The organism is Amycolatopsis sp. NPDC005232, assembly GCF_040607795.1.
Lineage (GTDB): Bacteria > Actinomycetota > Actinomycetes > Mycobacteriales > Pseudonocardiaceae > Amycolatopsis.
The window spans coordinates 582829-609110 of the sequence record NZ_JBEXHL010000002.1 but is presented as its reverse complement, the minus strand read 5'-3'; the positions used below and the strand labels follow the sequence as shown (position 1 = coordinate 609110).

At 70.1% G+C, this 26282-nt stretch carries 31 protein-coding genes; 16 read left to right on the top strand and 15 right to left on the bottom strand.

Annotated elements, in window-relative coordinates; genetic code table 11:
- The gene (locus ABZU76_RS06660; protein WP_354865717.1) at positions 1-1311 is read left to right on the top strand and encodes a serine/threonine-protein kinase; all 1311 of its coding nucleotides are present in this window, start codon (positions 1-3) and stop codon (positions 1309-1311) included.
- The gene (pknB, locus tag ABZU76_RS06655; protein WP_354865715.1) at positions 1308-3314 is read left to right on the top strand and encodes a Stk1 family PASTA domain-containing Ser/Thr kinase; all 2007 of its coding nucleotides are present in this window, start codon (positions 1308-1310) and stop codon (positions 3312-3314) included. Before ABZU76_RS06660 ends, pknB begins: the two co-directional genes overlap by 4 nt.
- Positions 3315-3394: 80 nt before the next feature.
- Here pknB and ABZU76_RS06650 read toward each other — a convergent pair whose 3' ends face one another.
- The 4 genes from ABZU76_RS06650 to ABZU76_RS06635 all read right to left on the bottom strand — a co-directional run bounded on the left by ABZU76_RS06650 (position 3395) and on the right by ABZU76_RS06635 (position 6209).
- Entirely contained in the window at positions 3395-3745 is a 351-nt protein-coding gene (locus ABZU76_RS06650; protein ID WP_354865713.1) for a hypothetical protein, read from the bottom strand.
- A gap of 381 nt (positions 3746-4126) precedes the next feature.
- Complete coding sequence (locus tag ABZU76_RS06645; protein WP_354865711.1) at positions 4127-4771, bottom strand: hypothetical protein; 645 nt, start codon at positions 4769-4771, stop codon at positions 4127-4129.
- On the bottom strand, positions 4759-5556 hold the full coding sequence (locus tag ABZU76_RS06640; protein ID WP_354866015.1) for an ABC transporter ATP-binding protein: 798 nt from the start codon (positions 5554-5556) through the stop codon (positions 4759-4761). The genes ABZU76_RS06645 and ABZU76_RS06640 overlap by 13 nt, the downstream gene beginning before the upstream one ends.
- An 8-nt stretch (positions 5557-5564) precedes the next feature.
- Positions 5565-6209 carry an aminodeoxychorismate/anthranilate synthase component II gene (locus ABZU76_RS06635; RefSeq protein ID WP_354865709.1) on the bottom strand — a complete coding sequence of 215 codons (645 nt, stop codon included), beginning with the start codon at positions 6207-6209 and terminating at the stop codon, positions 5565-5567.
- A gap of 111 nt (positions 6210-6320) precedes the next feature.
- Between ABZU76_RS06635 and ABZU76_RS06630 the strand changes: the two genes are divergently transcribed.
- Positions 6321-7640, top strand: a complete 1320-nt coding sequence (locus ABZU76_RS06630) for an FAD-dependent oxidoreductase (protein WP_354866013.1) — start codon at positions 6321-6323, stop codon at positions 7638-7640.
- Between the two features lie 12 nt (positions 7641-7652).
- On the opposite strand, the gene ABZU76_RS06625 is transcribed toward ABZU76_RS06630, so the two are convergent.
- Both ABZU76_RS06625 and ABZU76_RS06620 read right to left on the bottom strand, forming a co-directional pair.
- Entirely contained in the window at positions 7653-8252 is a 600-nt protein-coding gene (locus ABZU76_RS06625; protein WP_354866011.1) for a response regulator transcription factor, read from the bottom strand.
- Positions 8249-10108, bottom strand: a complete 1860-nt coding sequence (locus ABZU76_RS06620) for a histidine kinase (protein WP_354865707.1) — start codon at positions 10106-10108, stop codon at positions 8249-8251. The genes ABZU76_RS06625 and ABZU76_RS06620 overlap by 4 nt, the downstream gene beginning before the upstream one ends.
- A 169-nt stretch (positions 10109-10277) precedes the next feature.
- Between ABZU76_RS06620 and ABZU76_RS06615 the strand changes: the two genes are divergently transcribed.
- From ABZU76_RS06615 to ABZU76_RS06605, 3 genes are all read left to right on the top strand, one after another.
- Positions 10278-10988 (top strand): ABC transporter ATP-binding protein, encoded by a 711-nt coding sequence (locus tag ABZU76_RS06615; RefSeq protein ID WP_354865705.1) that lies wholly within the window; start codon positions 10278-10280, stop codon positions 10986-10988.
- Between the two features lie 5 nt (positions 10989-10993).
- On the top strand, positions 10994-11728 hold the full coding sequence (locus ABZU76_RS06610) for an ABC transporter permease (protein ID WP_354866009.1): 735 nt from the start codon (positions 10994-10996) through the stop codon (positions 11726-11728).
- A gap of 94 nt (positions 11729-11822) precedes the next feature.
- A complete protein-coding gene (locus tag ABZU76_RS06605; RefSeq protein ID WP_354865703.1) occupies positions 11823-12215 on the top strand; it encodes an SCO5389 family protein in 393 nt (130 codons plus the stop codon).
- Here ABZU76_RS06605 and ABZU76_RS06600 read toward each other — a convergent pair.
- From ABZU76_RS06600 to ABZU76_RS06590, 3 genes are read right to left on the bottom strand one after another with little or no spacing between them, the layout of a single operon-like run.
- The gene (locus ABZU76_RS06600; protein ID WP_354866007.1) at positions 12184-13212 is read right to left on the bottom strand and encodes an LLM class flavin-dependent oxidoreductase; all 1029 of its coding nucleotides are present in this window, start codon (positions 13210-13212) and stop codon (positions 12184-12186) included. The two genes, ABZU76_RS06605 and ABZU76_RS06600, sit on opposite strands and share 32 nt — an antisense overlap.
- Positions 13209-13367, bottom strand: coding sequence for a hypothetical protein (locus ABZU76_RS06595; protein WP_220245437.1), 159 nt, complete (start codon positions 13365-13367; stop codon positions 13209-13211). Before ABZU76_RS06595 ends, ABZU76_RS06600 begins: the two co-directional genes overlap by 4 nt.
- Complete coding sequence (locus tag ABZU76_RS06590) at positions 13367-14329, bottom strand: class E sortase (RefSeq protein ID WP_354866005.1); 963 nt, start codon at positions 14327-14329, stop codon at positions 13367-13369. The genes ABZU76_RS06595 and ABZU76_RS06590 overlap by 1 nt, the downstream gene beginning before the upstream one ends.
- A 664-nt stretch (positions 14330-14993) precedes the next feature.
- Here ABZU76_RS06590 and crgA point away from each other — a divergent pair.
- Positions 14994-15260, top strand: coding sequence for a cell division protein CrgA (gene crgA / locus ABZU76_RS06585; RefSeq protein ID WP_220245435.1), 267 nt, complete (start codon positions 14994-14996; stop codon positions 15258-15260).
- 118 nt (positions 15261-15378) lie between these two features.
- Positions 15379-15750: a PH domain-containing protein gene (locus tag ABZU76_RS06580; protein WP_354865700.1), complete on the top strand. Its 372-nt coding sequence runs from the start codon at positions 15379-15381 to the stop codon at positions 15748-15750.
- A gap of 27 nt (positions 15751-15777) precedes the next feature.
- On the opposite strand, the gene ABZU76_RS06575 is transcribed toward ABZU76_RS06580, so the two are convergent.
- Positions 15778-16527, bottom strand: coding sequence for a rhomboid family intramembrane serine protease (locus tag ABZU76_RS06575; RefSeq protein WP_354865698.1), 750 nt, complete (start codon positions 16525-16527; stop codon positions 15778-15780).
- A 202-nt stretch (positions 16528-16729) separates the two neighbouring features.
- Positions 16730-17254 carry a peptidylprolyl isomerase gene (locus tag ABZU76_RS06570; protein WP_354865696.1) on the bottom strand — a complete coding sequence of 175 codons (525 nt, stop codon included), beginning with the start codon at positions 17252-17254 and terminating at the stop codon, positions 16730-16732.
- 206 nt (positions 17255-17460) lie between these two features.
- On the opposite strand from ABZU76_RS06570, the gene ABZU76_RS06565 reads away from it, so the two are divergent.
- Positions 17461-18084 carry a hypothetical protein gene (locus tag ABZU76_RS06565; RefSeq protein ID WP_354865694.1) on the top strand — a complete coding sequence of 208 codons (624 nt, stop codon included), beginning with the start codon at positions 17461-17463 and terminating at the stop codon, positions 18082-18084.
- Between the two features lie 65 nt (positions 18085-18149).
- Here the strand turns inward: ABZU76_RS06565 and ABZU76_RS06560 are convergent, their stop codons facing one another.
- Both ABZU76_RS06560 and ABZU76_RS06555 read right to left on the bottom strand, forming a co-directional pair.
- Positions 18150-18602 carry a hypothetical protein gene (locus ABZU76_RS06560; protein ID WP_354865692.1) on the bottom strand — a complete coding sequence of 151 codons (453 nt, stop codon included), beginning with the start codon at positions 18600-18602 and terminating at the stop codon, positions 18150-18152.
- 139 nt (positions 18603-18741) lie between these two features.
- Positions 18742-19278 carry a DUF2020 domain-containing protein gene (locus ABZU76_RS06555; protein ID WP_354865690.1) on the bottom strand — a complete coding sequence of 179 codons (537 nt, stop codon included), beginning with the start codon at positions 19276-19278 and terminating at the stop codon, positions 18742-18744.
- Between the two features lie 159 nt (positions 19279-19437).
- Between ABZU76_RS06555 and ABZU76_RS06550 the strand changes: the two genes are divergently transcribed.
- The 6 genes from ABZU76_RS06550 to ABZU76_RS06525 all read left to right on the top strand — a co-directional run bounded on the left by ABZU76_RS06550 (position 19438) and on the right by ABZU76_RS06525 (position 23491).
- Positions 19438-19860, top strand: a complete 423-nt coding sequence (locus tag ABZU76_RS06550) for a DoxX family protein (protein WP_354865688.1) — start codon at positions 19438-19440, stop codon at positions 19858-19860.
- Positions 19861-19927: 67 nt separating this feature from the next.
- On the top strand, positions 19928-20851 hold the full coding sequence (locus ABZU76_RS06545) for a hypothetical protein (RefSeq protein ID WP_354865687.1): 924 nt from the start codon (positions 19928-19930) through the stop codon (positions 20849-20851).
- 1 nt (position 20852) lies between these two features.
- The gene (locus ABZU76_RS06540; RefSeq protein ID WP_354865685.1) at positions 20853-21494 is read left to right on the top strand and encodes a pyridoxal 5'-phosphate synthase; all 642 of its coding nucleotides are present in this window, start codon (positions 20853-20855) and stop codon (positions 21492-21494) included.
- A gap of 126 nt (positions 21495-21620) precedes the next feature.
- Positions 21621-21764, top strand: a complete 144-nt coding sequence (locus ABZU76_RS06535; RefSeq protein ID WP_354865683.1) for a hypothetical protein — start codon at positions 21621-21623, stop codon at positions 21762-21764.
- On the top strand, positions 21761-22645 hold the full coding sequence (locus ABZU76_RS06530) for a hypothetical protein (RefSeq protein WP_354865681.1): 885 nt from the start codon (positions 21761-21763) through the stop codon (positions 22643-22645). The genes ABZU76_RS06535 and ABZU76_RS06530 overlap by 4 nt, the downstream gene beginning before the upstream one ends.
- Positions 22646-22654: 9 nt before the next feature.
- Complete coding sequence (locus ABZU76_RS06525; RefSeq protein WP_354865679.1) at positions 22655-23491, top strand: PHP domain-containing protein; 837 nt, start codon at positions 22655-22657, stop codon at positions 23489-23491.
- Here the strand turns inward: ABZU76_RS06525 and ABZU76_RS06520 are convergent.
- Positions 23488-24120 carry a TetR family transcriptional regulator gene (locus ABZU76_RS06520; protein ID WP_354865677.1) on the bottom strand — a complete coding sequence of 211 codons (633 nt, stop codon included), beginning with the start codon at positions 24118-24120 and terminating at the stop codon, positions 23488-23490. The two genes, ABZU76_RS06525 and ABZU76_RS06520, sit on opposite strands and share 4 nt — an antisense overlap.
- Before the next feature lie 73 nt (positions 24121-24193).
- Between ABZU76_RS06520 and ABZU76_RS06515 the strand changes: the two genes are divergently transcribed.
- Positions 24194-25603 carry an FAD-dependent monooxygenase gene (locus ABZU76_RS06515; RefSeq protein WP_354865675.1) on the top strand — a complete coding sequence of 470 codons (1410 nt, stop codon included), beginning with the start codon at positions 24194-24196 and terminating at the stop codon, positions 25601-25603.
- Here the strand turns inward: ABZU76_RS06515 and ABZU76_RS06510 are convergent.
- Positions 25582-26244, bottom strand: a complete 663-nt coding sequence (locus ABZU76_RS06510; RefSeq protein ID WP_354865673.1) for a dihydrofolate reductase family protein — start codon at positions 26242-26244, stop codon at positions 25582-25584. The genes ABZU76_RS06515 and ABZU76_RS06510 overlap by 22 nt on opposite strands.
- Positions 26245-26282 lie beyond the last annotated feature (38 nt).

Sequence of the window (26282 nt, the reverse complement as noted above, 5' to 3'; positions counted from 1 at the left end):
ATGCTGTCCTCGGGTCAGCTGCTGGCCGAGCGCTACAAGCTGACGAACCGGATCGCCGTCGGCGGGATGGGCGAGGTCTGGCAGGCGAGCGACACCCGGCTCGACCGGGTCGTCGCGGTGAAGGTGCTGAAGGCCGAGCTCTCCGGCGACGCCGAGTTCCTGCACCGGTTCCGGACCGAGGCGCGGATGACGGCGTCGCTCAACCACGCCGGGATCGCCGCGGTGCACGACTACGGCGAGACGTTCGCCGGAACCGAGGGCGGCAAAGAAGAAGACGCGCTGCCCATCGCGTATCTGGTCATGGAGTTCGTGGAGGGCGACCCGCTCGCGGGCATCCTCGCCAAGCACGGGCGGCTCTCGGCCGACTACACCCTCGACCTGCTGGAGCAGGCGGGCACCGCGCTGCAGGCCGCGCACGAGCAGGGCCTGGTGCACCGCGACGTGAAGCCGGGCAACATCCTCGTGACGCCGGCCGGCCAGGTGAAGATCACCGACTTCGGTGTGGCCAAGGCCGCGCACGCCGCCCCGGTCACGCGGTCGGGCATGGTCATGGGCACGGCCCACTACATCGCTCCCGAGCAGGCGCTGGGCCACGACGCCGAGCCGGCCAGCGACGTCTACTCGCTCGCCGTGTGCGGCTACGAATGCCTCTCGGGCCACCGGCCGTTCCTCTCGGAGAACGCGGTGAGCGTCGCCATGATGCACATCCGCGACCTGCCGCCGCCGCTGCCGCCCGACGTGCCCCCGGGTGCGCGCGCGGTCATCGAGGCCACGCTGGTCAAGGACCCCCGGCAGCGCTACGCGAGCGGTGGCGAGTTCGCCGCCGCCGTCGCGGCCGTCCGCGCCGGGCACCCCCTGCCGACGCCGCTCGGCCTGGTCAACGCCGCCTACGCGGCGGGCCAGGTCCCGCCGTCGCCGCCCCCCGGGATGCCGCAGGCCGGCGAGCTCCCCCACGTGCCCATCGGTCCTGGTTCCAACCCCGGGTTCCCGCCGCTGTCGCCAGGTTCGGTGCACCCCGGGCACCCGCCCGTGCCGCCGCGGAAGAGCCAGTGGGGCTGGTGGGTGCTGCTCGCGGTGATCGTGGTCGCCGTGATCGTGGCAGCGGCGTTCGTCATAGCCAAAGTGGTGGGCACCGGCAACGAACAGACACCGAGAAGCGTGGACACAGGCAGACCGGCGCCGATCGAGCCGACCAGCCGCGCAGAAGGACCGACCGCAGGCGGACCCGCCGAACCGGGTGCGAGCGAGAAGCAGGGCCTGCAAGGCATCATGACCACACCTTGGACTGAATGGAACGGCACACAGAGATGAGCACACCCAGACTGCTCTCCAATCGGTACGAGCTGGGCGAGACGCTCGGCTACGGAGGCATGTCCGAGGTCCATCACGGACTCGACGTGCGTCTCGGCCGGGAAGTCGCGATCAAGGTCCTCCGTGCTGACCTCGCCCGCGACCCCCAGTTCCAGGAACGCTTCCGCCGCGAGGCGCAGAACGCGGCCGCCCTCAACCACCCCGCGATCGTGGCGGTCTACGACACCGGTGAGGCCAACACCGATTTCGGGAACCTGCCGTACATCGTCATGGAGTACGTCGAGGGCCGGACGCTTCGCGACATCGTGAAGACCGAGGGCCCGATGTCGCAGAAGCGGGCCATGGAGGTCATGGCCGACGTCTGCGCGGCGCTGGACTTCTCCCACCGCCACGGCATCGTGCACCGCGACGTGAAGCCCGCCAACGTGATGATCACGAAGAACGGCGCCGTCAAGGTGATGGACTTCGGCATCGCGCGCGCGATGCACGACGGCCAGTCGGCGATGACGCAGACGGCCGCCGTGATCGGCACCGCGCAGTACCTCTCGCCGGAGCAGGCCCGCGGCGAAGCCGTCGACGCGCGTTCCGACGTGTACGCGGCCGGCTGTGTGCTCTACGAGCTCATCACCGGGGAGCCCCCGTTCACGGGTGATTCGCCGGTGGCCGTGGCGTACCAGCACGTGCGGGAAGACCCGAACCCGCCGTCGTCGGTGAACCCGGCGGTGACGCCGGAGCTCGACGCCGTGGTGCTCAAGGCGCTGGCGAAGGGTCCGGCCAACCGGTACCAGTCGGCCGCCGAGATGCGCTCGGACCTCGTGCGCACGCTCTCGGGCCAGCGCCCGTCCGCTCCGATGGTGATGTCGGAGGACGAGCGCACCCAGGTGATGAACCAGGACCGCCGGCAGCCCCAGCGTTACGAGGAGTACGCCGACGAGCCGGACGAAGACCCGAAGGCCAAGCGCCGCAACCGCACGATCCTGGCGATCGTCGCCGCGCTGATCGTGGCCGGCGTGATCCTGCTGATCATGTGGCTCAACGGCTCGTTCCGCTCCCAGGCGACCACCGCGACGATCCCGGACGTGATGGGCCACCAGGCGAGTGTCGCGAAGTCGGAGCTGCAAACGGCGGGCTTCTCGTCGTTCGCCCCGAACAAGAGCGTGATCTGCGGCGCTGCCGACCCGAGCACCAACCCCAAGAGCATCACATGCGGCGACGACTCGATCGACAAGGTCGTCGGCATCGACCCCGGCCAGGGCCAGAACGTCGCGACGACCACGCAGATCCAGCTGTACGTGGGCGCGCGGCCGAATTCGTCCCAGGTGCCGGACCTGACCGGAAAGACGGCGGACCAGGCCGGCCAGCTGCTGACGGACGCCAAGCTGAAGCTGGGCAACACCACGAACGAGAACGTCGACAACCAGGACGACGTCGGCAAGGTCATCCGACAGGACCCGACGCCCAACTCGAGCGCGCCGCAGGGCTCGGCGGTGAACATCGTCGTGGGTGGCAGCGTGAACCTCAAGTCGGTGCCGGACACGACCGGCAAGGACTACAGCGCCGCGAAGAGCCAGCTCGAGGGTCTCGGCTTCAAAGTGAACCGCAACGACGTGGACTCGAACGACCCGAAGAACCAGGTCGTCAACCAGCAGCCGAACGGTGGTCAGGTCCCGCCGGGTTCGACGATCACGCTGTCGGTCTCCAAGGGCCCGCAGAGCTTCACGATGCCGGACCTGACGGGGCAAACCGAGGACCAGGCCACGCAGACGCTGCAGGGCAAGGGCTGGTCCGGAAACGTCACGGTCCAGTCGGTGCACTTCGGTGTCGGCCAGCCCAACACGGTCATCAAGACCGACCCGAAGGCCGGCACGACGATCTCGCCGACGCAGAACGTCACGCTCACGATCCTGGAGCAGGACGATGGCGGCAGCCCGTCAAGCTCGGGCAACAACCCTGGCAACCCCGGTCTCCCTGGCGGTGGCTTCCCGCCGTTCAAGGGGCCGTGATCAGCTGACGCGAAAGGGCCCGCACGGTTCGCCGTGCGGGCCCTTTGCTTTGCCGGAGAAGCAGTTCAGTCCTGGTCGAGTCAGTCCTGGTCAAGAAAGCCGCGGACGCTCGCGAGCACCGCGTCGACGTCGCTGCCCGAACCGCAGTCGACGTCCAGCTCTTCCACGGCACCGGACCGCTTCAGCTTGAGCAGCACGCGTTCGTCGCCGCGGCCCTTGCGCAGCCAGCCGAACAGAGAGCGGCACAGCGTGCCCACGGAGCGGCTGCTCACCATCACGACGACGGCGTCACCCGCCGCGTCGTCGGACACGGGTCTCTCGGCCAGCCGGACGCGGTCGCGGAGCTCGTCCTCTGAACGCAGCCAGGAGGCGAGCTGGTGCAGCTCGTCACCCGAGCCGGCCACGGTGATCGCGGCGATCCCAGCCGTCACGACTCTCCCCTCACGGGTGAACAGACGGCGCGAGGGTAACCGACGCGCTGAAGCGGAGGAAGACCGCCTTCCCGCATTGCTTACTGCAATTTGCAGTTGACTCAGTGCGATCGCTCCGACCGGGCACCGGCATCCGCCGTCGGCACGGGCGCGTCGTGCAGCCGACGAATGCCGGTGGACCGGTAGACCCACCCGCGGCGCCGGAGCGTTTCCCGACGCCGCGGGCTCTCTCCGCAGCAGTTTTTTGCTGCTGGCCGGTGCCACCCGCGTGGGTGAAGGCAAGACATTAGCGTGCACGGGTGATCTCCGGAAGATCCGGACAAGAAATTGCTATGTGCAATTTGCAGATTTATCCCGGAGCACGCGTCAATCGCTCCGAGCTCAGGCCCGCCGGCCCGCCAGCCACCCGACGACGCCGGCGCTGGCGCCCAGCGCGACCACCGACGTGACCACGGCTAGGACAAGCGCGCCGCCGTAGGGCGCGCCGTTGGTCAGCGCCGTGATCAGCGGGTGGACCAATGGCACCCACTTGCCCAGCAGGACCAGGCCGAGCACGAGCACGGCCGCGAGCACCGTCCAGCCGATGCGCCCGACGAGCAGGCGCGAGCACGGCAGGCCGATCGCGATCCCGAGCAGCCCGCTCGCCAGCAGGCTCAACAGGCCGACGCCGAACGCATCCCAGTGCAGCTGCCACGTCCTGATCGCCGACCACACAAGCGTGATCACGGTCAGCACCACCAGGCAGCAGAACACCGCCAACACCGCGCCGCCGATGGTGCGCAGGCGGCTGCGCGCGTGGCTGAGCGTGACGAGCCGCTGCACCGGATCTTCGATGTCGAGCACCGCGATCGTGAGCCAGCAGCCGAGGACGACCAGCGCGCCGCTGCTCACGCCGTAGAGCGGCAGCACCGGCGAATGCGGGTCGGAGTAGAGGATCACCGACAGCGCGAGGTAGGCCAGAAACGCCGGCAGGTAGCGCTGCGAATGGCCCAGCAGCGCGAGGTAGTAGCGGCTCACGGCGAGCACGGCGCCACCTCCCGCACGGACCAGCCGCCCGAGAGCGCCCGCAGCAGCACGGCGTCGGCGCTCGTCGCGTCCACGGTCAGGACTACGTGCGGGCCCTCGGCGATCGCGTGGCGCACGCCGGGCTCGGCGGTCCAGTCGGTGCCGGTGCCCGCGAGCACGATCCGCGTGGCGGGTTGGGTCGTCCCGTCGACAGCCGTGAGCCGGCCGCCTTCGATGCGGTAGACGGCGTCGGCGTTCTCGCGCACGACGGCCGGCCGGTGGTCGGTGAACACCACGCTCGCGCCGCGCGCCCGCGTCTCGGCCACCAGCTCGCCGAGCACCACGTGGGTGCCGACGTCGAGACCCGACCAGGGTTCGTCGAGGATCAGCAAGTCGGGCCGCGGCAGCACGGCCTGCGCGAGGCCGACCTTCTGCGCGTTGCCTTTCGAGAGCGTGCGCAGCTGCGCGTCGGGCCCGCCGACCAGTGCGAGCCGCTCCAGCAGCGGGTCGATCGTCGACAAGTCGGCAAGTCCGCGCATGCGCGCCATGTGCCGCAGGTACGACTTCGCGCTCAGCCGCTGCCCGCCGGGGAACCGGTCGGGCAGGTACCCGATCGACGGCGTGCCCTCGACCGTGCCGAGACTCGCGCGCGAAACGCCCGCCAGGATCCGCAGCAGCGTGGACTTCCCGGAGCCGTTCGCGCCGAGGATCCCGACCACGCACGCGGCGGGCACGGTCAGGTCGACGCCGTCGAGCACCAGCTCGCCGCCGCCGTACCGCTTACCGACCCCCACGAGCCGGATCAGCGGGATGGTCACGCAGCGGCGGCCTTCTGCAGCGCCTTCGTGGCGCGTTCCAGCTCGTCGACCTTCTTCGGGTCGACCGGGTGGCCGGTCGAGGCCAGCCACGTGGCCAGCATCCGGTGCCCGCCTTCGGTGAGCACGGACTCGGGGTGGAACTGCACGCCCTCCAGCGGCAGCTCGCGGTGACGCATGCCCATGACCACACCTGATTCGGTGCGGCCGGTGACCTCGAAGATCTCGTCGCGGATCGTCTCGGGCAGCACGGTCAGCGAGTGGTAGCGGGTGGCGGTGAACCCATCGGGCAGGCCGGCGAGCACGCCCTTGCCTTCGTGGCGGACCTGGCTCGTCTTGCCGTGCAGCAGCTCGGGCGCGCGGTCCACCGTCGCGCCGAAGTGCACGCCGAGGGCCTGGTGACCGAGGCAGACGCCCAGCATCGGCGTCCGAGTCTCGGCACACTTCGCGATGACCTCGATGCTCTGGCCGGCGCGCTCGGGAGTGCCGGGGCCGGGCGAGACGAGCACGGCGTCGAACTCGGGCACCCGCTCGAGGTCGACCACGTCGTTGCGCCACACCGTGCACTCGGCGCCGAGCTGCGCCAGGTACTGCACCAGGTTGTAGACGAAGCTGTCGTAGTTGTCGACGACGAGTACGCGCATGCGGCCAGCCTAGCGGCTCCCACCTGCTGGACCGTACGCCAGATCACAGTGAAAGTTAGGTAGCCCTAACTTACCGTGGGTACCGTGAGCCGATCCCTTCGCGTAGCGGTCGTGGGCGCCGGCCCCGCCGGTATCTACGCCGCCGACATCCTGGACAAGTCCGACGCCGATGTGCAGGTCGACCTGTTCGAGCGCATGCCCGCGCCGTTCGGGTTGATCCGCTACGGCGTCGCGCCCGACCACCCGCGGATCAAGGGCATCGTCACCGCCCTGCACAAGGTGCTCGACCGCCCGAACATCCGCCTGCTCGGCAACGTCGACTACGGCACCGACCTGAAGCTCGACGAGCTGCGCGAGTTCTACGACGCCGTGATCTTCTCCACGGGCGCAATGGCCGACCGGCCGCTGGACATCCCGGGCGCCGAGCTCGACGGCAGTCACGGCGCCGCCGACTTCGTGAGCTGGTACGACGGTCACCCCGACGTGCCCCGGACCTGGCCACTGGCCGCGAAGTCCATTGCCGTGCTCGGCGTCGGCAACGTGGCGCTCGACGTCGCCCGCATCCTCGCGAAGACCGCCGACGAGCTGCTCACCACCGACATCCCGGCCAACGTGTACGAAGGGCTGAAGGCCAGCCCCGTCACCGACGTGCACGTGTTCGGCCGCCGCGGACCGGCGCAGGCGAAGTTCACGCCACTGGAGCTGCGCGAGCTCGACCACTCACCGAACGTCGAGGTGATCGTGCACCCCGAGGACATGGAGTTCGACGAGGCCAGCATCACGGCGCTGCGGGCGTCGAAGCAGATCGACATGGTCGTGAAGACCTTGCAGGAGTGGGCGATCCGCGACGAGGGCACGCGCCCCAAGCGGCTGCACCTGCACTTCTTCCACTCGCCCGACGAGGTGCTCGGCGAGGACGGCCACGTGACCGGCCTGCGCACCGAGCGGACCGAGTACGACGGTGAAGGCGGTGTGCGCGGCACGGGCGAGTTCCACGACTGGGACGTGCAGGCTGTGTACCGCGCGGTCGGTTACCTGTCGTCACACCTGCCGGAGATCCCGTTCGACCACGTCGCGGGCGTCGTGCCGAACCAGGCCGGGCGCGTGCTGGACCTCGACGACAATCAGCTGCCCGGTGTCTACGTCACCGGCTGGATCAAGCGCGGCCCGATCGGCCTCATCGGCCACACGAAGGGCGACGCGGCGGAGACCGTCGCGAGCCTGCTGGCCGACGCCGACACGCTCGCGTCGCCGAAGCACGACTCTCCTGACGCGATCCTCGACTTCCTCGCCGGGCGCGGGATTCCGTTCACCACCTGGGAAGGCTGGGGCAAGCTCGACGCGCACGAGAAGTCGCTGGGCGAGCCGCACGGCCGGGAGCGGATCAAGGTCGTGGAGCGCGACGAGATGATCCGCGTCTCGCGGGACTAGCGTTTCAAGGGATCAGCCGGCACCGAGGTAGGCGAGCACGGCCAGCACGCGGCGGTTGGTGTCGTCGGACGCGGCGATGCCGAGCTTCGCGAAGAGGTTGGCCGTGTGCTTGCCGACGGCGCCCTCGCTGAAGTGCAGGCGCGCGGCGATCGCGGCGTTGGAACAGCCTTCGGCCATGAGCTCCAGCACTTCGCGTTCGCGCGGGGTCAGGGCCGCGAGCGGGTCGGAAGCGTTGCCCGCGACCAGTTTCGCGATCACCTCGGGGTCCATGGCCGTGCCACCGGCGGCGACGCGGCGCACGGCGTCGACGAACTGCTCGGCGTTGAACACGCGGTCTTTGAGCAGGTAGCCGACGGCGCCGGTGCCGTCGGCGAGCAGCTCGCGCGCGTAGAGCTGCTCGACGTGTTGCGACAGCACGAGAATCGGCAGGCCTGGCATCTCCCGGCGGGCCGCGAGCGCCACCTGCAGGCCTTCGTCGGTGTTCGTCGGGGGCATGCGAACGTCCACAACGGACACGTCCGGCCGGTGTTCCCGCAGTGCCGCGGCGAGTTCCGGGCCGGAGCCGACCGCGGCGACGACGTCGAAGCCGTGCGCGGTGAGCAGGTGGGTCAGGCCGTCTCGGAGGAGGTACTGGTCTTCGGCGATGACGGTTCTGGGGCGGCTGGTTCCGGGTCCACTGGTTCCAGGGCGGGTTCCGGGACTGTCTGGCACGGCACCTCCAGGATCGCCTCGGTCGGTCCGCCCGGTGGGCTGCTGAGGCTCAACGTACCGTCGAAAGCCCCCAGCCTGCGCTCGATTCCGCGAAGTCCCGAGCCGCGCGCGGCTTCGGCGCCGCCGCTGCCGTCGTCGGTCACGACCACACGCAGCACGCCGTCGGAGTACGCAAGCGAGATCGAAACCCGTTTCGCCGCACCGTGTTTCGCCGCGTTGCCGAGCAGTTCGCGCACGGCGAAGTACGCGCACGCCTCCACCGGCTGCTCGACGCGGCCGGGCACGTCGGCCGTCACCTCGACCTTCAGCGGGCTGTCGAGCGCGACCGCGCGCACGGCGTCGACGAGACCGCGTTCGGACAGCACCGGCGGGTGGATGCCGCGCACCAGCAGCCGCAGCTCCGTCAGCGCGTCCGACGACGCATTGCGCAGCCCGGCTGCGAGCCGTTTGGCCGATTCGGGGTCGCTGTCGATGAGTGCCTCGATCGCGCCGAGTTTCAGGCCCATGGCCACGAGCCGGGACTGGATGCCGTCGTGCAGGTCGCGTTCGATGCGGCGCAGCTCGGCGGCCTGGGCGACCGTGACGTGGGTGCGCGACTCGTCCAGTCGCGCCACGCGTTGCGCGAGCCGCATCGCTTCCGTCGGCCCGAGCCACAGCCGGGCGAACCGCGCCTGCTCACGAGCCAGCCAGGTCGTGGGCGCAAGGCCGGCGACGATCAGCGCGAGCGCGACCGGCGTCTGGGCGAGCGCGCCGAGGTGCGTCGCGACCTCGGGTAGTGGGAACCACTGGACCGGTGCGGACACGAACGGACGCCAGCCCCAGAGGATGACCAGCCCCGTCAGGCCCCAGCCGAGCAAGGCGACCGTGGGCACGGTCAGCAGCAGCGAGACCACCGGGATCAGCGCGCCGCCGGCGAGGTCACGCCAGGTGGCGCGGTCGCGCAGGATCCACTGCGTGCGGGCGCGCTGGACCGGCCACCACGGTTCGTCGTACAGCTGCTTGCCGACCTGGTAGAGACCGTCCGGCCGCGGCACCGGCAGCCGGGGCGGCGGCAGGTACGGCCGCGTGATGCGCACCCCCGTCCAGTTGCCGGCTTCGCGGCGCAGGGTATCGGCGATCGTCCGGCACGAGACGACGAGCGGCGCCGCGACCGGGGCCGCGCCGATGATCACCACGAACTGCCACACCGAGAACCCCAGGTGCACCAGCGACAGCGCGAGGAGCCCGACCTGGTGGCCGCACGACTCGAGGTGCCGGTGCAGCCACCGCTTGCGCACGGGCCCGGCGGGCGGGCGCGGGCCGAGCCAGAAGCGTGTCCACCGGCCGTACCAGCGCAGCGCCCGGGCACCGGTGACAAGCGAAAGCAGGGCCGTGACCAGCGCGAACGGCGGATTGAGCAGTTGCCAGCGGAGCTCGCGGCCGGTGGCCGGGTCCTCCATGATCCACGTGAAACGTCGGTTCCAGCGGATCCACCACGCGCGTTTGTAGAGCTGGTTGCCGTCGCGGTACCAGCCGTCACGCTCGCGTTCCGGCTCCGCCGGCGCCGGCCGGTACGGCGTCGCGACCTCGGTCTCGCACCACTGGCCGACGAGCTCCCGGGTGCGCGCCGAGCGCCCGCGTGCCCAGTCGATCGCCGGGGTGAAGAAGAACACGAGCCCGACGCAGAGCAGCAGGAAGGCGAGCAGCTCCACGAGCGCGTCGGCCCAGCTCAGCAGCGCGAGGCCGGCGAGGACCAGCGCTCGCCGCACGGATTCCATTCGCCGCACCCCCTTTCCCGCAGTCTGACCGAGCCGGACCCTGGAACGCACTGGCCGAAGCTCCCGTACGGGGGTGGGCCCAGCCCCACCCCCGCGTCAACGAAACCTCACCTGAGCTGGGGTTTCAGCGTCATTCTGCCGGACGCCGCGCGCTTTTAGCGTTTCTCGCATGCCACTCATCGAAGTCACCGAGCTCCGGAAAACCTACGGCAAGCGGGTCGCGGTCGACGGCGTTTCGTTCGCCGTCGAGCGCGGCGAGATCTTCGGCGTCCTCGGCACCAACGGCGCCGGGAAGACCACCACGGTCGAGTGCCTGCAGGGCCTGCGCCGGCCCGATTCCGGCGCGATCTCCGTGCTGGGCCTGGATCCGACGAAGGACGCGGTGCGGCTGCGCCGGCTCGTCGGCGTGCAGCTGCAGGACGCGCGGCTGCCCGAGAAGCTGCGGGTGGCCGAGGCGCTGGAACTGTTCGCCGCCTTCTACCCGAAGCCGGCCGACCTCGGCGGGTTGCTGCGGCGCCTCGGCCTCGAAGACCATCGGAACGCGGCGTTCGGCAAGCTCTCCGGCGGCCTGCGGCAGCGGCTGTCGATCGCGCTCGCGCTGGTGGGCGACCCGCAGGTCGCGATCCTCGACGAGCTCACCACCGGCCTCGACCCTCATTCGCGCCGCGAGACGTGGAAGGTCGTGACCGCTGTACGCGACGCCGGGGTGACCGTCGTGCTCGTCACCCACTTCATGGACGAGGCGGAACGCCTCTGCGACCGTGTGGCCGTGTTCGACGCCGGCCGGATCATCGCGACCGGCACCCCGGCCGAACTCCGTGCCACCACGGGGAAATCCACTTTGGACGACGCGTTCGTCACCCTCACCGGACGGGAGTGACCACCGTGCACACCTTCACCAAGCTCGTCGCCACCGAGGCGAAGCTCTTCCTGCGCACGCCGCTGTGGGCGGTGTTCGGCGTCGCGCTGCCCACAGCGCTGCTGCTCGGCGTCGGCTCGATCCCCGGCATGTCGCGGCCAAGCGACGTGACCGGTGGTTACCGCTTCATCGACCTGTGGGTCCCCTCGCTCGTCGTGGTTTCGCTCGCGGCGCTTGGCCTGCAAGCGATCCCCGCATCGGTGGCCACTTACCGCGAGCAGGGTGTGCTGCGCCGCCTCGCGACGACGCCGGTGCCGCCGGCGCACCTGTTGCTCGCGCAGCTCGTGATCCACGCCGTGGTGGCGCTCGCCGGCGTGGTGCTGATGCTGGTGACCGCGCGCGTCGCGTTCGACGTGCCGCTGCCCCGGCATCCGCTCACGTACGCGTTGACGCTGGTGCTCGGCCTGGTCTCGGTGTTCGCGCTGGGCCTGGTCGCGGCGTCGGTCGCGCGTACGGCCAAGGGCGCGTCGGCGCTGGCGATGATCGCGTTCTTCCCGATCATGTTCCTCGGCGGCGTGTACCTGCCGCGGCCGCTGCTGCCCGAGGTGATCCAGCGGATCGGCGCGTACGTGCCGCCGGGCACGCAGCCGCTGCAGGACGCGTGGGTGGGCGCAGGCGTTCAGCCGCTGCAGTTCGTCGCTCTGGCCGCCTTCGCGCTGGGCGGGACGGCGCTGGCCGTGCGGCTGTTCCGGTGGGAGTGATCCACCGAAGTGGTGATGAATACCGTTTTCTCTTGTGGGGTCCTCGGCCGGGCGAGTAGCCAAGGAGGGGGAACCACTCACCATGGAGGTTGTCTTGTCTCTGGACGTATCGCCCGCGCTGCTGGAAAAGGCCGAGCGCGGGGAGGTCTCCGACGCCGAGTTCGTCGCCTGCGTGCGGGAGTCGCTGCCGTACGCGTGGGAAGTGATCACGGGCGTGATCGCCGAGGCCGACGGCGCGCCGGACGGCTTCGCCGACAACGAGACGCCGCCGCCGAGCGAGGTCGCCCGCGGGCAGCTGCTGCGCGCACTGGCCTCAGACGCCATCCGCGGCGGGCTCGAGCGCCACTTCGGCGTGAAGCTCGCTTTCCAGAACTGCCACCGGGTGGCGGTGTTCCGGACGTCCGAACTGGACGGTGACCGCTACCGCGCGTTCGTGTCGGTGCGCGGCCAGTTGCTCAACCAGAGCCCGGAGCTGCGTGACTGTTAAGCCCTGCTGTTGAAACCCTGAGCGCGGGCAGCACCTCGGCGCCGATCCGCGCGATGTTCTCCTCCGTGCCCTCCGGCGTACCGGACGCTTCCACGAACATGATCACGTGGGCGGCCCCGGTGCGCCGGAGGCTCGTTTCCAGCGTCGCCACGCAGTAGTCGGGATCCCCGACGGGGTGGATCTCGCACAGGTGCTCGGTGTACTCGTGCGGATCACGCGACGGACCGGGCCGCCCGTCCACCGTGACGTGCGCGCCGAGCCCGTCGGAAAGCCAGCCGGGCAACGACTTCCGCACGACGTCGACCGCGTCGGCACGACTGTCGCCAACCTGACACAACACCGTGGACATATGCGCTTCGGGCCGGCCGTACGCCTCGACCGTCGCCGCCTTCTCGTCGTCACCGGCGTGCAGCCCGAGCAGCATCGGGAGCCCACGTTCCGCGGCCAGGCGCACGGCGTCGGACTTCGGCCCGCCCGTCGCCACGACCACTTCCGGCTTCCGCCGCGGCGCCGGCACCAGCGGCACCTCACGGAAGGTGAAGTGCTCACCGGCTGCGGACGCGGTGCCCGAAGCCGCGCGGAGCAGCACGTCCAGCGACTCCTCGAAACCGCTCTCGTACCGCTCGAGCCCGGTGCCGAACACCTCCAGGTCCTGCCACGGCCCGCCGCGCCCGACGCCGAGGCGCAGCCGGCCGCCGGACACCGCGTCGAGCATCGACCACTGCTCCGCGAGCGCCACCGGGTGCGTCGTCGACAGCACGCTCACGGCCGTACCGACGGCGATCCGCGACGTGCGCCCGAGGACGTGCGCGGCGAGCGTGATCGCCGACGGGCACACGCCGTAGGGCAGGAAGTGGTGCTCGGCGAGCCAGACGTCGTCGAAGCCCGCCGCCTCGGCGGCCTCGGCCGCGCGCACAGTCCTGAGCAGCACTTCGGCGTCCTCCTGCCCCGGGAACCGCCCGGAGACGAGGAAGACGCCGAAGCGGGTGTGCCTCAGTTGTCCACCGACACTTCGTTGAACGGCAGCAGCGGGTCGAGCCACGGGAACACCACGAACATCAGCAGCGCGATGATGCCGAGCACCAGCACAACGGCGATCGCCAGCTTCGCCGCGAACGGTCCCGGCAGGCGCCGCCAGATCCACGCGTACATCAGGCAGCACCGCCGATCTCGGTCAGCAGCTTGCCGTAGTCCGACACCTGCGACTTCGGCACCTGCTGCGTGAGCACGGACGTGATGATCAGCCGCTGCTTCGCGGAGAACTGCGGGTGGCACGTGGTGAGCGTGAGCAGCGACGCTTCCTGCGCCTTCGGCAGGACGTCGGCCGGCTTGTACGGCACCGGGTTCACGGCGTCGCCCTGACTCGGGAGCACGACCTTGCGGCCGAACGTCTGGTCGTACGCGCCGCCGCCCGAGATGCTCGGGTTGCGCAACGTCGAGACGCCCTTGCACTCCGGCTGTGCGCCCTTGCCGCTGCTCCAGCCGGACATCTCGTCGTCGTAGGGCAGGACCTTGTAGATGTAGAAGTCGGTCTGCGTCTCGATCACGATCTGGTCACACGAGCTGAGGTTGTCCAGGTCGTTGAACGGCGCGCCCTTGCCCACACGGTGGCCGGCGACGCCGAAGTTGCCGGGCTCGCCGGGCAGCGCCGTGCCCTTGTAGTGACCGGGGCCGATGGCGAGCGAGTCCTCGCCGGTGCCCTCCTGGATCGTGAAGTTGAAGTCGGCACCGAACTCCGGGATGTGGATGCGCGCGAACGCCTTGCCGTCGACGAGGCCCGGGTGCAGCGTGCGGTCCTGGGCCCAGTCGCCCTGGAGCTGGTCGCTCGCCACCGACTGCTTCTCCGCTGAGAACAGGTCCGTTACGTAGACCTCGTAGACCATGAACAGCAGCACGACCAGGCCGAGCGTGATGAGGATTTCCCCGGCCGTACGGATCGCGACGCCGCCCTTGCCCAGCGGCGCGGGCTCGGGCTTCTCCTTCACCGCGGTGGTGCCGCCGGCCTCGACGGCGGCGAAGATCTCCGTCGGCTGGTCGGCCACGACGGGCCGGGGCCTCCGCGGGTCGCGGGGCGGCTGCGTCGGCCGTCCGGTGCCTCGCGGCGGAGTGCCCATCCGCTGGGTGCCTTGCGGCGGGGTTCCCTCGGCGCGCGGCGGGAGGTTCAGGCGCTCGGTGCCGCGGGGTGGCGTCCCGGGCCCTTCGGCACCCGCGCCACCGCGCTTGCCCGAGTCGCCTTGGGCGCTCGCGCGACGGCCGCGTTCTCCCGGCGCACCCGCGCCCCGTCGGGAGCCGCCGGCGTCCGGCGTCGGGCGCGCCGACTCGGTGCCGTACTGCTGAGTGGGACGCGGCTGCCTGCTCTGTTCGGGTGATCTGCGCTGGTCGGCCTGCCTGCGCGCCGGGTCACCCGCGACGCGGCGCGGAGGCTGCGGCACTCTCCGCGCGGGGTCCTCCGGGGGCTGCCTGCGTGGTCTCGCGGCGCCATCGGCACCGGGCGGCGGCTGGCGTCGCCGCTGGCCGTCGGGCCCTCCCGAGGGGCGGCGGCGGTCGTCTTCACCCGGCCAATCCTGCGTCGTCACGCAAGCTCCTCTCACACCGCCGGTGGAATTGCCGGTGGCGCTATTGTCACAGTCCGGAAATCCGACCGCTCCCGCCCGGTGCTCTGGAGCCGTCGTTTACGTTAACGTGTTCACGTGGCGCTGGTTGCGCAACCCGACGAGCGGGATGCCCGCGAACAGGCACCGCCACCAGCCAGAGCCAGAACCGCACGCGAGGAACACGATGCCGAAGTCCAAGGTCCGCAAGAAGACCGCGTACACCCCGCCCGTTGATCGCCGGACGCCGGTGAAGGTCAAGGCCGCGGGCCCGTCAAACCTGTTCTACAAGATCGTCATGTTCGGCCTCATGCTCCTCGGGTTGCTGTGGCTCATCGTGAACTACATCGCCGGCGACAAGATTTCGTTCCTGACTTCTCTCGGGAACTGGAACTTCGGCATCGGGTTCGCGGCGATGATCGTCGGCCTGCTCATGACTATGCGCTGGCGCTGATCATTACTCCGGATGGCGGCTTGACACCGAATTACACCGGTGTGACTCATCCCCAGTGTGGATAACCTCTGTGGATAACTACCCCACCTCGTGGGCTCCCCGTTCGGCCCTTGTGGTAGTGGCCTGGCTGGTCACGGTCCTGCTGCTCGCCGGTGCGGTGCTCGACGGGATCTTCGGCGACGGCAAGGGCGCGGTCCTGATGGGACTCGCCACCGTGGCGATCGGGGCGTTCGCGGTGCACTGGAGCGTGGTGCGCCCGCGGCTGTCCGCCGACGCCGAGGGCCTGGTCGCCCGCACGCTCGGCGGCACGCACCGCCTGCCGTGGGACGGGACCAGTGTCCAGCTGCGCTCCACCCGCCGGCTGGGCCGCGACGGCGTGACACTCGAACTGGAACACGACGACGAGCTCTACATCTTCGGCCGCGTCGACCTCGGCGAAGACCCGCGCGACGTCCTCGACGCGCTCACCGCCCTGCGTGGCGCCTTTTAGGGGGCCTTCGGCGCCGGCTTACCGGTTCTAGGCCACCAGCGACGAGAGCACGGCGGCGCGGTAGACCGTGAGGCCGATCAGCGCCACCACGATGATCGACACGCCGATCACCTGCCAGCGGACCCGGTCGCGCTCCGGCGCGTAGAGCAGCGCGACGGCCACGAGCGCACCCGTGATGAGCCCACCGACGTGGGCGAGGATCGAGATCCCGGGGATCGAGAACGTGATGTAGGCGTTGATCGCCAGCGTGATCAGCAACCCCGACGGGTTGAGCTTCAGCTTCACCACGATCACGGCGTAACAGCCCATGAGGCCGAACAACGCGCCCGAGGCGCCGCCTGAGATCTGGAGCGGGTTGTCGAAGAGCAGCACGGCGACCGAAGAGCCGAGCAGCGCCACGAAGTACAGCGCCGCGTAGCGGACTTTGCCGAAGACCTGCTCCAACGCTCGGCCGATCATCCACAGCGAGAACATGTTCGCGGCGATGTGGATGATCCCGAAGTGCACGAAGCCCGACGTGACGATGCGCCACCACTGGCCGTCGACAAGCGCGGCGACGGGCTGCATGGCACCGGCGAGATCGATCGGCGCATTGCTGTTGTCGAGGCTCTTCGCCTGCAGCGCGGTGATCAGGTAGACCAAAACGTTGACGGCGAGCAAGGTCATCGTGACGACGACGGAATTCGTCGGCCGGGCTCCCGCGATCGTGCGCGTGCCCATGCCGGAGTTCTGGTATTCGCGGTGCTGCTGCCGCGTCTGCTGCGAGCCGGCGTGCACGCAGTCGGTGCACTGGAAGCCGACTGGGGCTTCCCGGAGGCAGTCGGGGCACGCCGGCCGTCCGCAGCGCGCACAACTCAGGCCGGTCGGGCGGTTGGGATGCCACCAGCAACCGGGGAGCGCGGCCTGCGGAGGGTACGCGGGGGGATTCGGCGGTTGGTTCACGATGACTCCAACCTACCGAAATCCCCCCGGGACGGCCCTAGGCCTCGATGGTGACCTTCTCGATGACGATGTCGGACAGCGGGCGGTCCGCCGGTCCGGTCGCCGCGCGCGCGATCGCGTCGACGACGTTGCGGGACTCCTGGTCCGCCACCTCGCCGAAGATCGTGTGCTTGAAGTTCAGGTGGGTCGTCGGCGCGACGGTGACGAAGAACTGCGAGCCATTGGTGCCGGGCCCGGCGTTCGCCATCGCCAGCAGGTAGGGCTTGTTGAACTGCAGCTCGGGGTGGAACTCGTCGCCGAACTTGTAGCCGGGGCCGCCGCGACCGGTGCCGGTCGGGTCGCCGCCCTGGATCATGAAGCCGTCGATGACCCGGTGGAAGATCGAGCCGTCGTAGAACGGGCCGGAGTTCGTGCCCTGCGCGTTCGGCTGCGTGTACTCCTTGGAGCCGTCGGCCAGCCCCACGAAGTTCGCGACCGTCTTCGGCGCGTGGTCGGGGAGCAGGTTCACGTGGATGTCACCCTGATTGGTGTGCAGGGTGGCCTTGCGGGCGCTTTCAGTCACGTCGCCATCGTGCCATCCCTTCCCACATTTGGGGGGTTCAGGGGGCTCGCCACAGGGCAACCCGAACGCAGGACCGCAGGAAGATGGGCATTTCCCGAGGTTTCACCGGTTCCCAATGGGGGAAGACACAGCGTCACGCCGGGAAAAAGGGCACGATAGGTTACGGGCAACAGAGCGATATCAAAACGATTGGTGAGGTGAAGGCCATGACCCGGGCCGCAGATTCGGTGAGCGAGTCGGTGAAGTCCGGCGCGGTCGGCCTGCGCAAGCGAGCCACCGAGGCGGGCAAGGTGGGGGCGGCTTCGGCAGCGAAGGCCGCGGAAGCCGGCGCCGAGGAGTTCGCCAAGCAGAGCCGCCGGGCACGCAAGAAGCTCGCGAAGAAGACCGAGCTGACGCGCAAGGAGCTCAAGAAGAGCTCGGCCGCGGCTCGCAAGGAGGCCCTCGCCCGCATCGCCGAGCTGAAGAAGCCCGGTCGCAAGGCGAAGAAGGCCGCGATCAAGGCCGCGAAATCCACCGGTGAGTCGAAGCGCCGGGGCAAGAAGGACTTCAAGGCCGCGAAGAAGGACTTCCGCGCCGCGCTGGTCGAGGCGAAGTCGGCGGCCAAGGGCACGCGCAAGCGCCGCCGCTGGCCGTGGCTGCTCGGCCTGGGTGCCGTCGCCGTCGGCACGGCCGTGGTGCTGAAGTCGCGCCAGCAGGAGCCGCCGGTCGCCCCGGCGCCGCCGAAGGCCACCCCGCCGGCTCCCCCGGCGAAGCCCGCTTCGGAGACCAAGCCGTCTCCGGCGAGCAACGGCAAGGCGCCCAGCACGCCGGCCGCCGAGAAGAAGAACTGAACCAGACGCGAAGAGGGCCCCGGGATCGCCGTCCCGGGGCCCTCTTCCGTTGCTACTGAGGCTGATCAGGCCGTCGCGGCGTGCTTGTCGATCAGCTGGCCGAGGCGGGGAAGGGCCTCCTCGACGTTCTTCTTGCCGTTCGGGCGCAGCTTCGAGTAGACCTTCTTGATGCTGTCGCGGCTGCTGCGGTCGGCGCGGCTGTCCGTGACACCCAGCAGAGCGTCGGACGCCTCGTCGGAGCGGCTGGTCAGGTAGGCACCGAAGTCGTTGCCGCCCTTGGCCTTGTAGTCGCCGTAGAACGGCTCGAGGGCCCCGGCGAAGTCGTCCAGCAGGGTGTTGACAGCCGAGGGGATGATGCCCGGCTTGATCTTCTTGACAGCGGCAAAGCCGGTCTTCACAACGGCGCCGGAGACCCCGCCCTTGTCGGACACCTCGGCGTCCACGAGGCCCTCGAGGTCGGTCACGACCGACGGGCGACGGCTGGAGTCGAGCAGGATTTCCTTGAGGGTGTCAGCCACGAATCTTGTCCTTGTCGTAGAGATGGCGAAGTGCTTCTGGTGCCGGACGGGCACCCGCCCGCGCGAGTGCTCCAGGGCCTGCGCGTGCCGCACAGGGTAATACAAGATCAACTTCACTCACCCGTGTGGAGGCCACTACTCAGAGCTTCAGGGCCGCGATAGCCTTCTTGGCCACTGTGCGTGCTTTGATGCTCTGCTGTTGGTTACTCGTCACGATGACCGCGACTGCCCCCTTCGAGACCGCGTACACCACTCCGTCACCGGCCGGCTGGTAACCGCCTTTCCACCCGGCGGGGTCGTTCGCGGGGTTGGACGTGTCGACCGGTGCCGCCCGGTTCACAAGTTTCGTCGCGACGTCCTTCGTGCCCACGTACACCTGCACGGTGACCTGGAGCCCGCCGTCGGGGCGGTAGAAGAAGCACGACGGGTGCGGCTCGTCGTCGGACACGCGTACGGTCGTCACGTGCTGGCCGTTCGCGTCCTGCACCGTCTCGGCCGAGAGGTACGGGCACTTCGCTTCCCGGGCCGGCTGCGGATCTGGCGGCAGGCCGGGCTCAGCAGCGTGCTTGGTGGTCGTCGGCGGCGGCGCGGGCTGCGCGGTGCCCGCGATGGGGGTCGACACGCTGCAGCCGGCGAGCAACGCCAGGGCGGGCGCGAGAGCGAGGATTCGTCGCATAGCGCGCACAGTCAATCATGTCCAGTCACACGAGAGTGAAGAGCGAAAGGTTCAAGTTCCAGTGAGTAAGGGATCTTTCACTCACTGTGGTGATAGTTGAGGGTTGGCTTACCTACCCTGGCAGTCACGTATTTTCCGACTGCCAGGGAGACGACAGCCGTGAAACTCTTCGACAGAGGCCGTGACCACGTCCTCGCACTCTTCCGCATCGTGCTCGGTTTCCTGTTCTTCTGCCACGGTGCTTCGACCGTGTTCGGCCTCTGGGGGCACCACGCCACGGCCGTCGGTACGTGGCCCGGCTGGTGGGCCGCGCTGATCCAGCTCGTCGGCGGCGCGGCCGTGACGCTGGGCATCGGCACTCGCGTCGCCGCCGTGATCTGCTCCGGCTCCATGGCCTTCGCGTACTTCACCGTGCACTTCGGCAAGGCCGTACTTCCCATCGAGAACGGCGGCGAGCAGGCCGCCATCTTCGCCTGGGCCTTCCTCCTGCTCGCCTTCACCGGCGGCGGCCACTGGGCACTGACCGATTTGTTCCGCCGGACCCGCGGGGTCCCGGCCACCGGCACGGTCACCGCCGGTTGACCGCCCCGACCGCCCGGCGTGCGACGATGGGCGCCGAGCGGTCGGTTGTCACGGTCAGGGGGTTCGAGTGTTCACGCCGGATCAGTACCTGCAGGTGGTGGCCGAGCGCGTCCAGCGCAGCGGCGGACGGCTCAGCACCGTCCAGATCGGACCCGTGACCGCGGCCGTCGGGCTGTTCACCGAGTCGATCATGTTGTCCACCATGAACTACTGCGTCGTCGCGGCCGCCTACCCGGAGATCGACGCGCAGACACTGTTCCAGTTCACCAACCTCGCCACGCAGCACGCGCGCGCCAACGTGCAGGGCACCGTCGGCTGGACGGCCACCTCCGTCGTGATCGCGGGCTTGGTGGGACGCGTGCACCCCGACGCCGCCACCGCCGCGTCGGCGAAGACCGCCAACCAGTTCGGCGGCGAGACCCGCATGGTCGCCGTCGATCCGTACGCAGGCATGACGTACGCCTGGGTCGGCGGCAAGGTCTGGGGCGCGGCGGTGCAGGGGTCGGTGAACGCGAAGCTGCTGTTCTGCTTCCCGCAGCCGACAGAGGCTTACCAGCAGCTGCAGTGGCAAGCGCAGTGGCAGGCCCTGCAGGCCGGCTACAGCGCCGGCCCTGGCGCGGCTGGTTACGGCATCTCAGGCCCTGCCGCCAACAGCCCAGGCACGGCTGGTTATGGCACGGCCGGTTATGGCGCCAACACTCCTTACGCAGGGGGCTATGGCGCGTCAGGCCCTGCGGCCAACGGCCCTGGCGGCGCTCCGTATGGCGCCCCTGGCCCCGCGTCGAGTGATCCCGGTGCGATCTCCGGCCCGATCGACCCCGCCGCCGGCACGACCGGTCCCACCACCGGCTACCCAGGCCCCGGCGGCTTCCCCGGCCAACAAATCCCACCCGGCTGGCAACCCCAGATCCCGCCACCCCCGGCCGCCGGCCCACCCGGTCCCCAGCCGCCGCACTACCCACCACCGGGCCGCCCACCGTACGGTCAGTGACATGGTTTCCCTACGCGGCTGGCAATCCTTCCCCGAAGAACTCCCGTCCTTCGACCCGGACGCGGCCCCGGAAACCCCGGAAGACCTGTTCCTCGAGTGGCTCACGGAAGCTGCCGAACACGTACTCGCTCCCCACGCCGTCACCCTGTCCACAGTAGACTCCGAGGGCTTTCCCGACGCCCGCGTCGTGATCCTCAAGGACGTCGCCCCGTCCGCCTGGGCCATCGCCACCAGCTCGGAAAGCCCCAAGGGCCACCAGCTAGGCGCCAACCCCCACGCCGCCCTCACCTTCTTCTGGCCCGGCCGCGGCCGCCAGGTCCGCGTCCGCGGCACCGTCGCCCCGGCCTCCCCGGAGGTCTCGGTGGAAGACTTCCTGGCCCGCCCACCGGCCTCCCGCGTCGAGGCCTTCATCGGCCACCAGTCCGAGCCCCTCCCGGACCCCGCCAAACTCGTCGAAGCCGCCGACGCCGCCGCCCACTGGGTCGCCGAAAACCCCCACACCGCCCCGAAAACCTGGACTCGCTACCTCGTCACCCCCACGACGGTCGAGTTCTGGCAAGCCTCCCACGACCGCCGCCACCTCCGCCTCCGCTACCTCCGCGACGCCGACGACACCTGGACCCGCGAACGCCTCTGGCCCTGACCGGGCGTTCTCCAAGCCCGCCGCCGCCCCCACGACCCCGACCGCCGCACAGCCCGCGCACACCTCGGCCCGGCACGACACGCCCCCGCCCTCCACGGGGGGCGTCCCCAGTCCCATTATATCGAGGTGAGGGGCCAAAAATTGGTGTCGCCGAAATCTGTGGACAACTTCGGCGCGGAGGGGTCGATTGTGGACAAGTCGGCCGAGCTGCTGGCCGTGTCCGAACTGTTCAAGACGCGCGCGCGGGAGCGTGCGACGGTGGTCGTATGACTGTGAACCTCGCTGCTGCCGCGTCCTTCCTCGCCACGCACGGGCGGCTGCTCGACCGCCGCCGGTTCGAGCTGCTGTTCGGCGAAGGTGAAGGTGATGCGGAGGCCGTGCTCTCGGCCGTCGCGGGGTACCGCAACGGCGACGGCGGCTACGGCTGGGGGCTGGAGCCCGACCTGCGGGCGCCGGAGAGCCAGCCGGGTGGGGCGCTGCACGCGTTCGAGGTGTTCGAGGACATCGCACCGAAAACCACGCCGCTGTCGCTGGAGCTGTGCGACTGGCTGGAGTCCGTGTCGCTGCCGGGCGACGGGTTGCCGTTCGCGTTCCCCGTCGCGGACCGCGCTGGCAGTGCTCCATTTTGGACGGACGCGGATCCGGCGAAGTTCTCGCTGCAGAGCACGGCTTTCGTCGCGTCGACGGCGTTGCGCGTCGCGGCGCACGACAAGGCTGTGGCGGAACACCCGTGGCTCACCTCGGCCGTGTCGACCTGCCTGGACGCCATCGCCCAGGTCGAAGAGCAGCCGCACGCGATCGAGCTGTCGTTCGCCATCCGCTTCCTCGACGCTGCGCACGCCACCCGCCCGGAGGCCGACGAGCTCCTCGACCACCTCGGCAAGTTCCTGCCGGCCAACGGCATCCTCCACGTCGCCGGCGGCGGCGAGGACGAGGTCCTGCGGCCGCTGGACTTCTCGCCGATCCCCGGCCCGTCGCGCAAGGTGCTCGACCCGGCCGCGATCGCCGCCGAGCTCGAGCGCCTCGAGTCCCAGCAGCTCGAAGACGGCGGCTGGACGGTTGATTTCGCCAGCTTCTCCCCCGCGGCGTCGCTCGAATGGCGCGGCTACGCCACCGTTCGCGCGATTTCAGTGCTGCGGGCCAACTCGTAGTGTGGGGGCGTGCTGCCGCAGGACAGCCACGTCCACACCGAGTGGTCGTGGGACACCGTCACCGGGTCGATGGTCGGCTCGTGCCGACGGGCGCTCGCGCTCGGGCTGCCGTCGGTGGCGTTCACGGAGCACGCCGACCTCACGCCGTGGCTCATCCCGCCGCCGATCCGGCCGCATCTGCCCGACCACTTCCGCGTGCTGCTGCGGACCGACGGCGTACTGGAGCCGCCGGCCCTCGACGTCGAGGGTTACCTCGCGTGCGTGCAGGAGTGCCGCGAGCGGTTCCCGGACCTGCGGATCCTGTCGGGGGTGGAGCTGAGTGAGCCGCACTGGCACCGGCCGGAGGCAGACGCGTTGCTGACGGCGCACCGCTTCGAGCGGGTGCTGGGGTCGGTGCACTCACTGCCGGAGGGGTCGCACCACTACGAGCTGAGCGTGATCGCGGACCGCCCGGCTGACGCGACGCTGCGCGCCTACCTGGGCGAGGTGCTGGGCCTGGTGCAGTCGACGGCCGACTTCGAGATCCTGGCCCACATCGACTACGCGCTGCGCACCTGGCCTTCGGAGAAACCCTTTGTCGCCGCGGACTTCGAGGAGGAGTTCCGCACCGTCCTGCGCGCGTTGGCCGGCAGCGGACGAGCGCTGGAGCTGAACACGAAAGTCCCCCTGCCGCGCGACGTTCTCCTGTGGTGGGCCGCCGAGGGCGGACGGATCCTCTCCTTCGGCAGCGACGCCCACGCGCCCGAACTCGTCGGCCACGCTTTCGCCGAGGCCACCGCGTTGGCGACGTCGTGCGGGTTCCGGCCGGGCCGCACTCCGCACGACCTGTGGATCCGCCGCGGCTAGCTCTTACCGAGCGTCCCGAGGCCGTTCATCAGCAGGTCGAAGCCCAGTTCAGCCGCCGCGACCGCCTCTGGATACGCGTCCGTCGCGGAGACGCCGTTCGCCATGCGGTGGTGATTCTCCCTCGACAGCCGCCACTGCACGGACGCGATCTGCGCGGCGGCCAGGCGCGCGGTCAGCGGCGGCAGGTCCGGTGACTCGCCGAGCTCGGCCGCCAGCGCCAGCTCCCCGCTTTCCCGGAACCGCAACACGCTCGGCAGCAGGGTCGGCGTGCCCATGATCAGGCGGTACAGCGCCAGCACCTGCGGAAGGTCGCAGAGCCCGGTGATCGGGTCGTGGCGGCGCAGGCCGTCGAGGAAATGCTCGCGCAGCGCGGGAAGCGGCGCATCGCGGTGCTCGCGGACCACGCGCGCGCTCTCGTGCTCGTGGTCGGCGATGCGGTGCAGGACGAGGTCGTCCTTCCCCTGGAAGTAGGCGAACAACGTCCGCCGCGACACCTCCGCGGCCTCCGCGACCTGCGAGATCGACACCTGGTCGAAGCCGTGCTCGAAGAACAGCTCGAGGGCGGCGTTCGAGATCGCCTCGCGCGTGCGCTGCTTCTTCCGCTCCCGCAGGCCGGTCTGCTCGTCCACGAAAACAGGCTACCGCCTTGGTGCACTCGGGGCTATATTGCACTCAGTATACTTCTGCACTGAGGAGCACTTCATGGACGTGATAGTCGTCGGAGCGGGCCCGACCGGGTTGACGCTGGCGCACGAGCTGGCCCTCGGCGGCGCCGAAGTCGTGGTGGTGGAAAAGCTGACCGAACGCATCGAGCAGACGAAGGGCGGCACGATCCAGCCGCGCACCGCCGAGCTGCTCGACGCGCGGGGCCTGCTCGACGCGATCCTCGAGCGGCAGTTCGAGCGCGCCGCCGTGGGCGGGCACTTCGCCGGGCTGCCGGTGCCGCTCGACTGCACCCCATGGCAGACCAGACAACCCCACTCGATCGGCATTCCACAGTGGAAGGTCGAGGAGGTGCTGGAGGCGGCGGCGACCGCCTGCGGCGCGCGAGTGCTGCGTGGCCAGGCCGTCACCGCGATCCACGCCGACGACACCGGCGTCACCGTGACCACCGACCGGGACCTGCGCGCCCGCTACGTCGTCGCCTGCGACGGCGCGCACAGCACCGTGCGCAAGCTGCTGGACCTGCCGTTTCCCGGCCGGCCCGGCACGTACCGGGCCGTGCTCGCCGACGTGCGCCTCTCGGCCGTCTCCGAGCTGGTGCCGGCGCGCGCCGGCCACATGAGCACGATGACCAGGACCACCGCCGACCACTGGGGCATGCTCGTGCCGACCGGCGGCGACCACTACCGCTTCACCTACGGCAAGCTCGACGAGACCGAGCCACCGATGAGCGCGGAAGCGGTGCAGCAGGCACTCACCGCGATCTACGGTGAGCCCACCGCGCTGGCCGAGGTCCTCACGATCTCCCGCTTCAGCGACGCCACCCGTCAGCTCGAAAACTACCGCCACGGCCGCGTTTTCTTCGCCGGCGACGCCGCCCACATCCACCCGCCGCTCGGCGGCCAGGGCCTCAACCTCGGTGTGCAGGACGCCGTCAACCTCGGCTGGAAGCTCGCCGCGGCGCTGAACGGCGCCGCGGACAGCCTCCTCGACACCTACCAGACCGAACGCCACCCGAAGGCCGCCCGCGTGCTACACCACACGTCGGCCCAACGCGTTCTCGCCGTGCCGAACCCGGACCCCGACCTGCTCGCCCTGACCGAGATCTTCACCGACCTCATGCGCCTGCCCGACACCAACCGCTACCTCGCCGGGATGATGTCCGGTTTGGACGATCCCGCGCGGCTGCCCGACCTGGACCTCGTGACCGCCGACGGACCGACCCGCGTGGCCGGGCTCCTTCGCGACGGACACGCCGTCCTGCTCGATTTCACCGGCGACGTCGAGCTCCCCGCAGGCTGGGCCGAGCGCGTGAACCTGGTGCGCGCCAAGGCGGACACCGCGTTGCCGGCCGTGCTGCTGAGCCCCGACGGCGCCGTCGCCTGGCGCGGCGACATCCCGCTCGAAGACGCTCTGCGCGCGACCTTTCAACCGGCCTTGGGCGCGTAGCGGATCAGTACGACGTCGCCGATCGCCCGCGTGTCCAGCAGTTTCATCCGCCCGCCCGGGTACCGCGCGGGCAGCAGGAACCGCGGCGCGGCGGCGGCGCCGACCACGAGCGGCGCGATGGCGAGGTGGATCTCGTCGGTCAGGCTCTGCGAGAGGAACGCGGTGTGGATCTGGCCGCCGCCCTCGACCATGAGCCGCCGGACGCCGCGGCTGCCGAGGTCGTCGAGCAGCGCACCGAAGTCCACCTGCGGCCCGAGAGCGACGACTTCGGCGAGCTGACCGAGGCGTTCGCGCGCGGCAGGGGCGCCGGATTCGGTGGTGTAGACGAGCTTTTCCCCGCCGTGGTGCCAAAACTTCCACTCCGGGTCAACGTCACCCGACGCCGTCACAGTCACCTTCAGCGGATACGCGGGTTTGCCGGCGCGCACCCGCTCGGCCCGGCGCTCCTCGCTGTTGACCAGCAGCCGCGGGTTGTCGGCGCGGATCGTGCCCGCGCCGATCAGGATGGCGTCGGACTCCGCGCGCACCTGGTCGACGCGGTCGAAGTCCTCGGCGTTGGACAGCAGCAGCCGGTCGGGGGTCGTGTCGTCGATCGCCCCGTCGACACTCGTCGCGACGCTCAGCAGCACGTGGGGACGCATCGGCTCTCCTTTTTCGGTTGACCGGCCCGGCACAGTAG

Excerpts from the sequence above, each read along its gene's own strand:
- ABZU76_RS06620 (WP_354865707.1), bottom strand. The coding sequence starts at position 10,108 with ATGGAATCCGTGCGGCGAGCGCTGGTCCTCGCCGGCCTCGCGCTGCTG.
- ABZU76_RS06590 (WP_354866005.1), bottom strand. The coding sequence starts at position 14,329 with ATGGGCACTCCGCCGCGAGGCACCGGACGGCCGACGCAGCCGCCCCGC.
- ABZU76_RS06565 (WP_354865694.1), top strand. The coding sequence starts at position 17,461 with ATGACCCGGGCCGCAGATTCGGTGAGCGAGTCGGTGAAGTCCGGCGCG.
- pknB (WP_354865715.1), top strand. The coding sequence starts at position 1,308 with ATGAGCACACCCAGACTGCTCTCCAATCGGTACGAGCTGGGCGAGACG.
- ABZU76_RS06660 (WP_354865717.1), top strand. The coding sequence starts at position 1 with ATGCTGTCCTCGGGTCAGCTGCTGGCCGAGCGCTACAAGCTGACGAAC.
- ABZU76_RS06515 (WP_354865675.1), top strand. The coding sequence starts at position 24,194 with ATGGACGTGATAGTCGTCGGAGCGGGCCCGACCGGGTTGACGCTGGCG.
- ABZU76_RS06540 (WP_354865685.1), top strand. The coding sequence starts at position 20,853 with ATGGTTTCCCTACGCGGCTGGCAATCCTTCCCCGAAGAACTCCCGTCC.
- ABZU76_RS06615 (WP_354865705.1), top strand. The coding sequence starts at position 10,278 with ATGCCACTCATCGAAGTCACCGAGCTCCGGAAAACCTACGGCAAGCGG.
- ABZU76_RS06635 (WP_354865709.1), bottom strand. The coding sequence starts at position 6,209 with ATGCGCGTACTCGTCGTCGACAACTACGACAGCTTCGTCTACAACCTG.
- ABZU76_RS06595 (WP_220245437.1), bottom strand. The coding sequence starts at position 13,367 with ATGTACGCGTGGATCTGGCGGCGCCTGCCGGGACCGTTCGCGGCGAAG.
- ABZU76_RS06555 (WP_354865690.1), bottom strand. The coding sequence starts at position 19,278 with ATGCGACGAATCCTCGCTCTCGCGCCCGCCCTGGCGTTGCTCGCCGGC.
- ABZU76_RS06510 (WP_354865673.1), bottom strand. The coding sequence starts at position 26,244 with ATGCGTCCCCACGTGCTGCTGAGCGTCGCGACGAGTGTCGACGGGGCG.
- crgA (WP_220245435.1), top strand. The coding sequence starts at position 14,994 with ATGCCGAAGTCCAAGGTCCGCAAGAAGACCGCGTACACCCCGCCCGTT.
- ABZU76_RS06530 (WP_354865681.1), top strand. The coding sequence starts at position 21,761 with ATGACTGTGAACCTCGCTGCTGCCGCGTCCTTCCTCGCCACGCACGGG.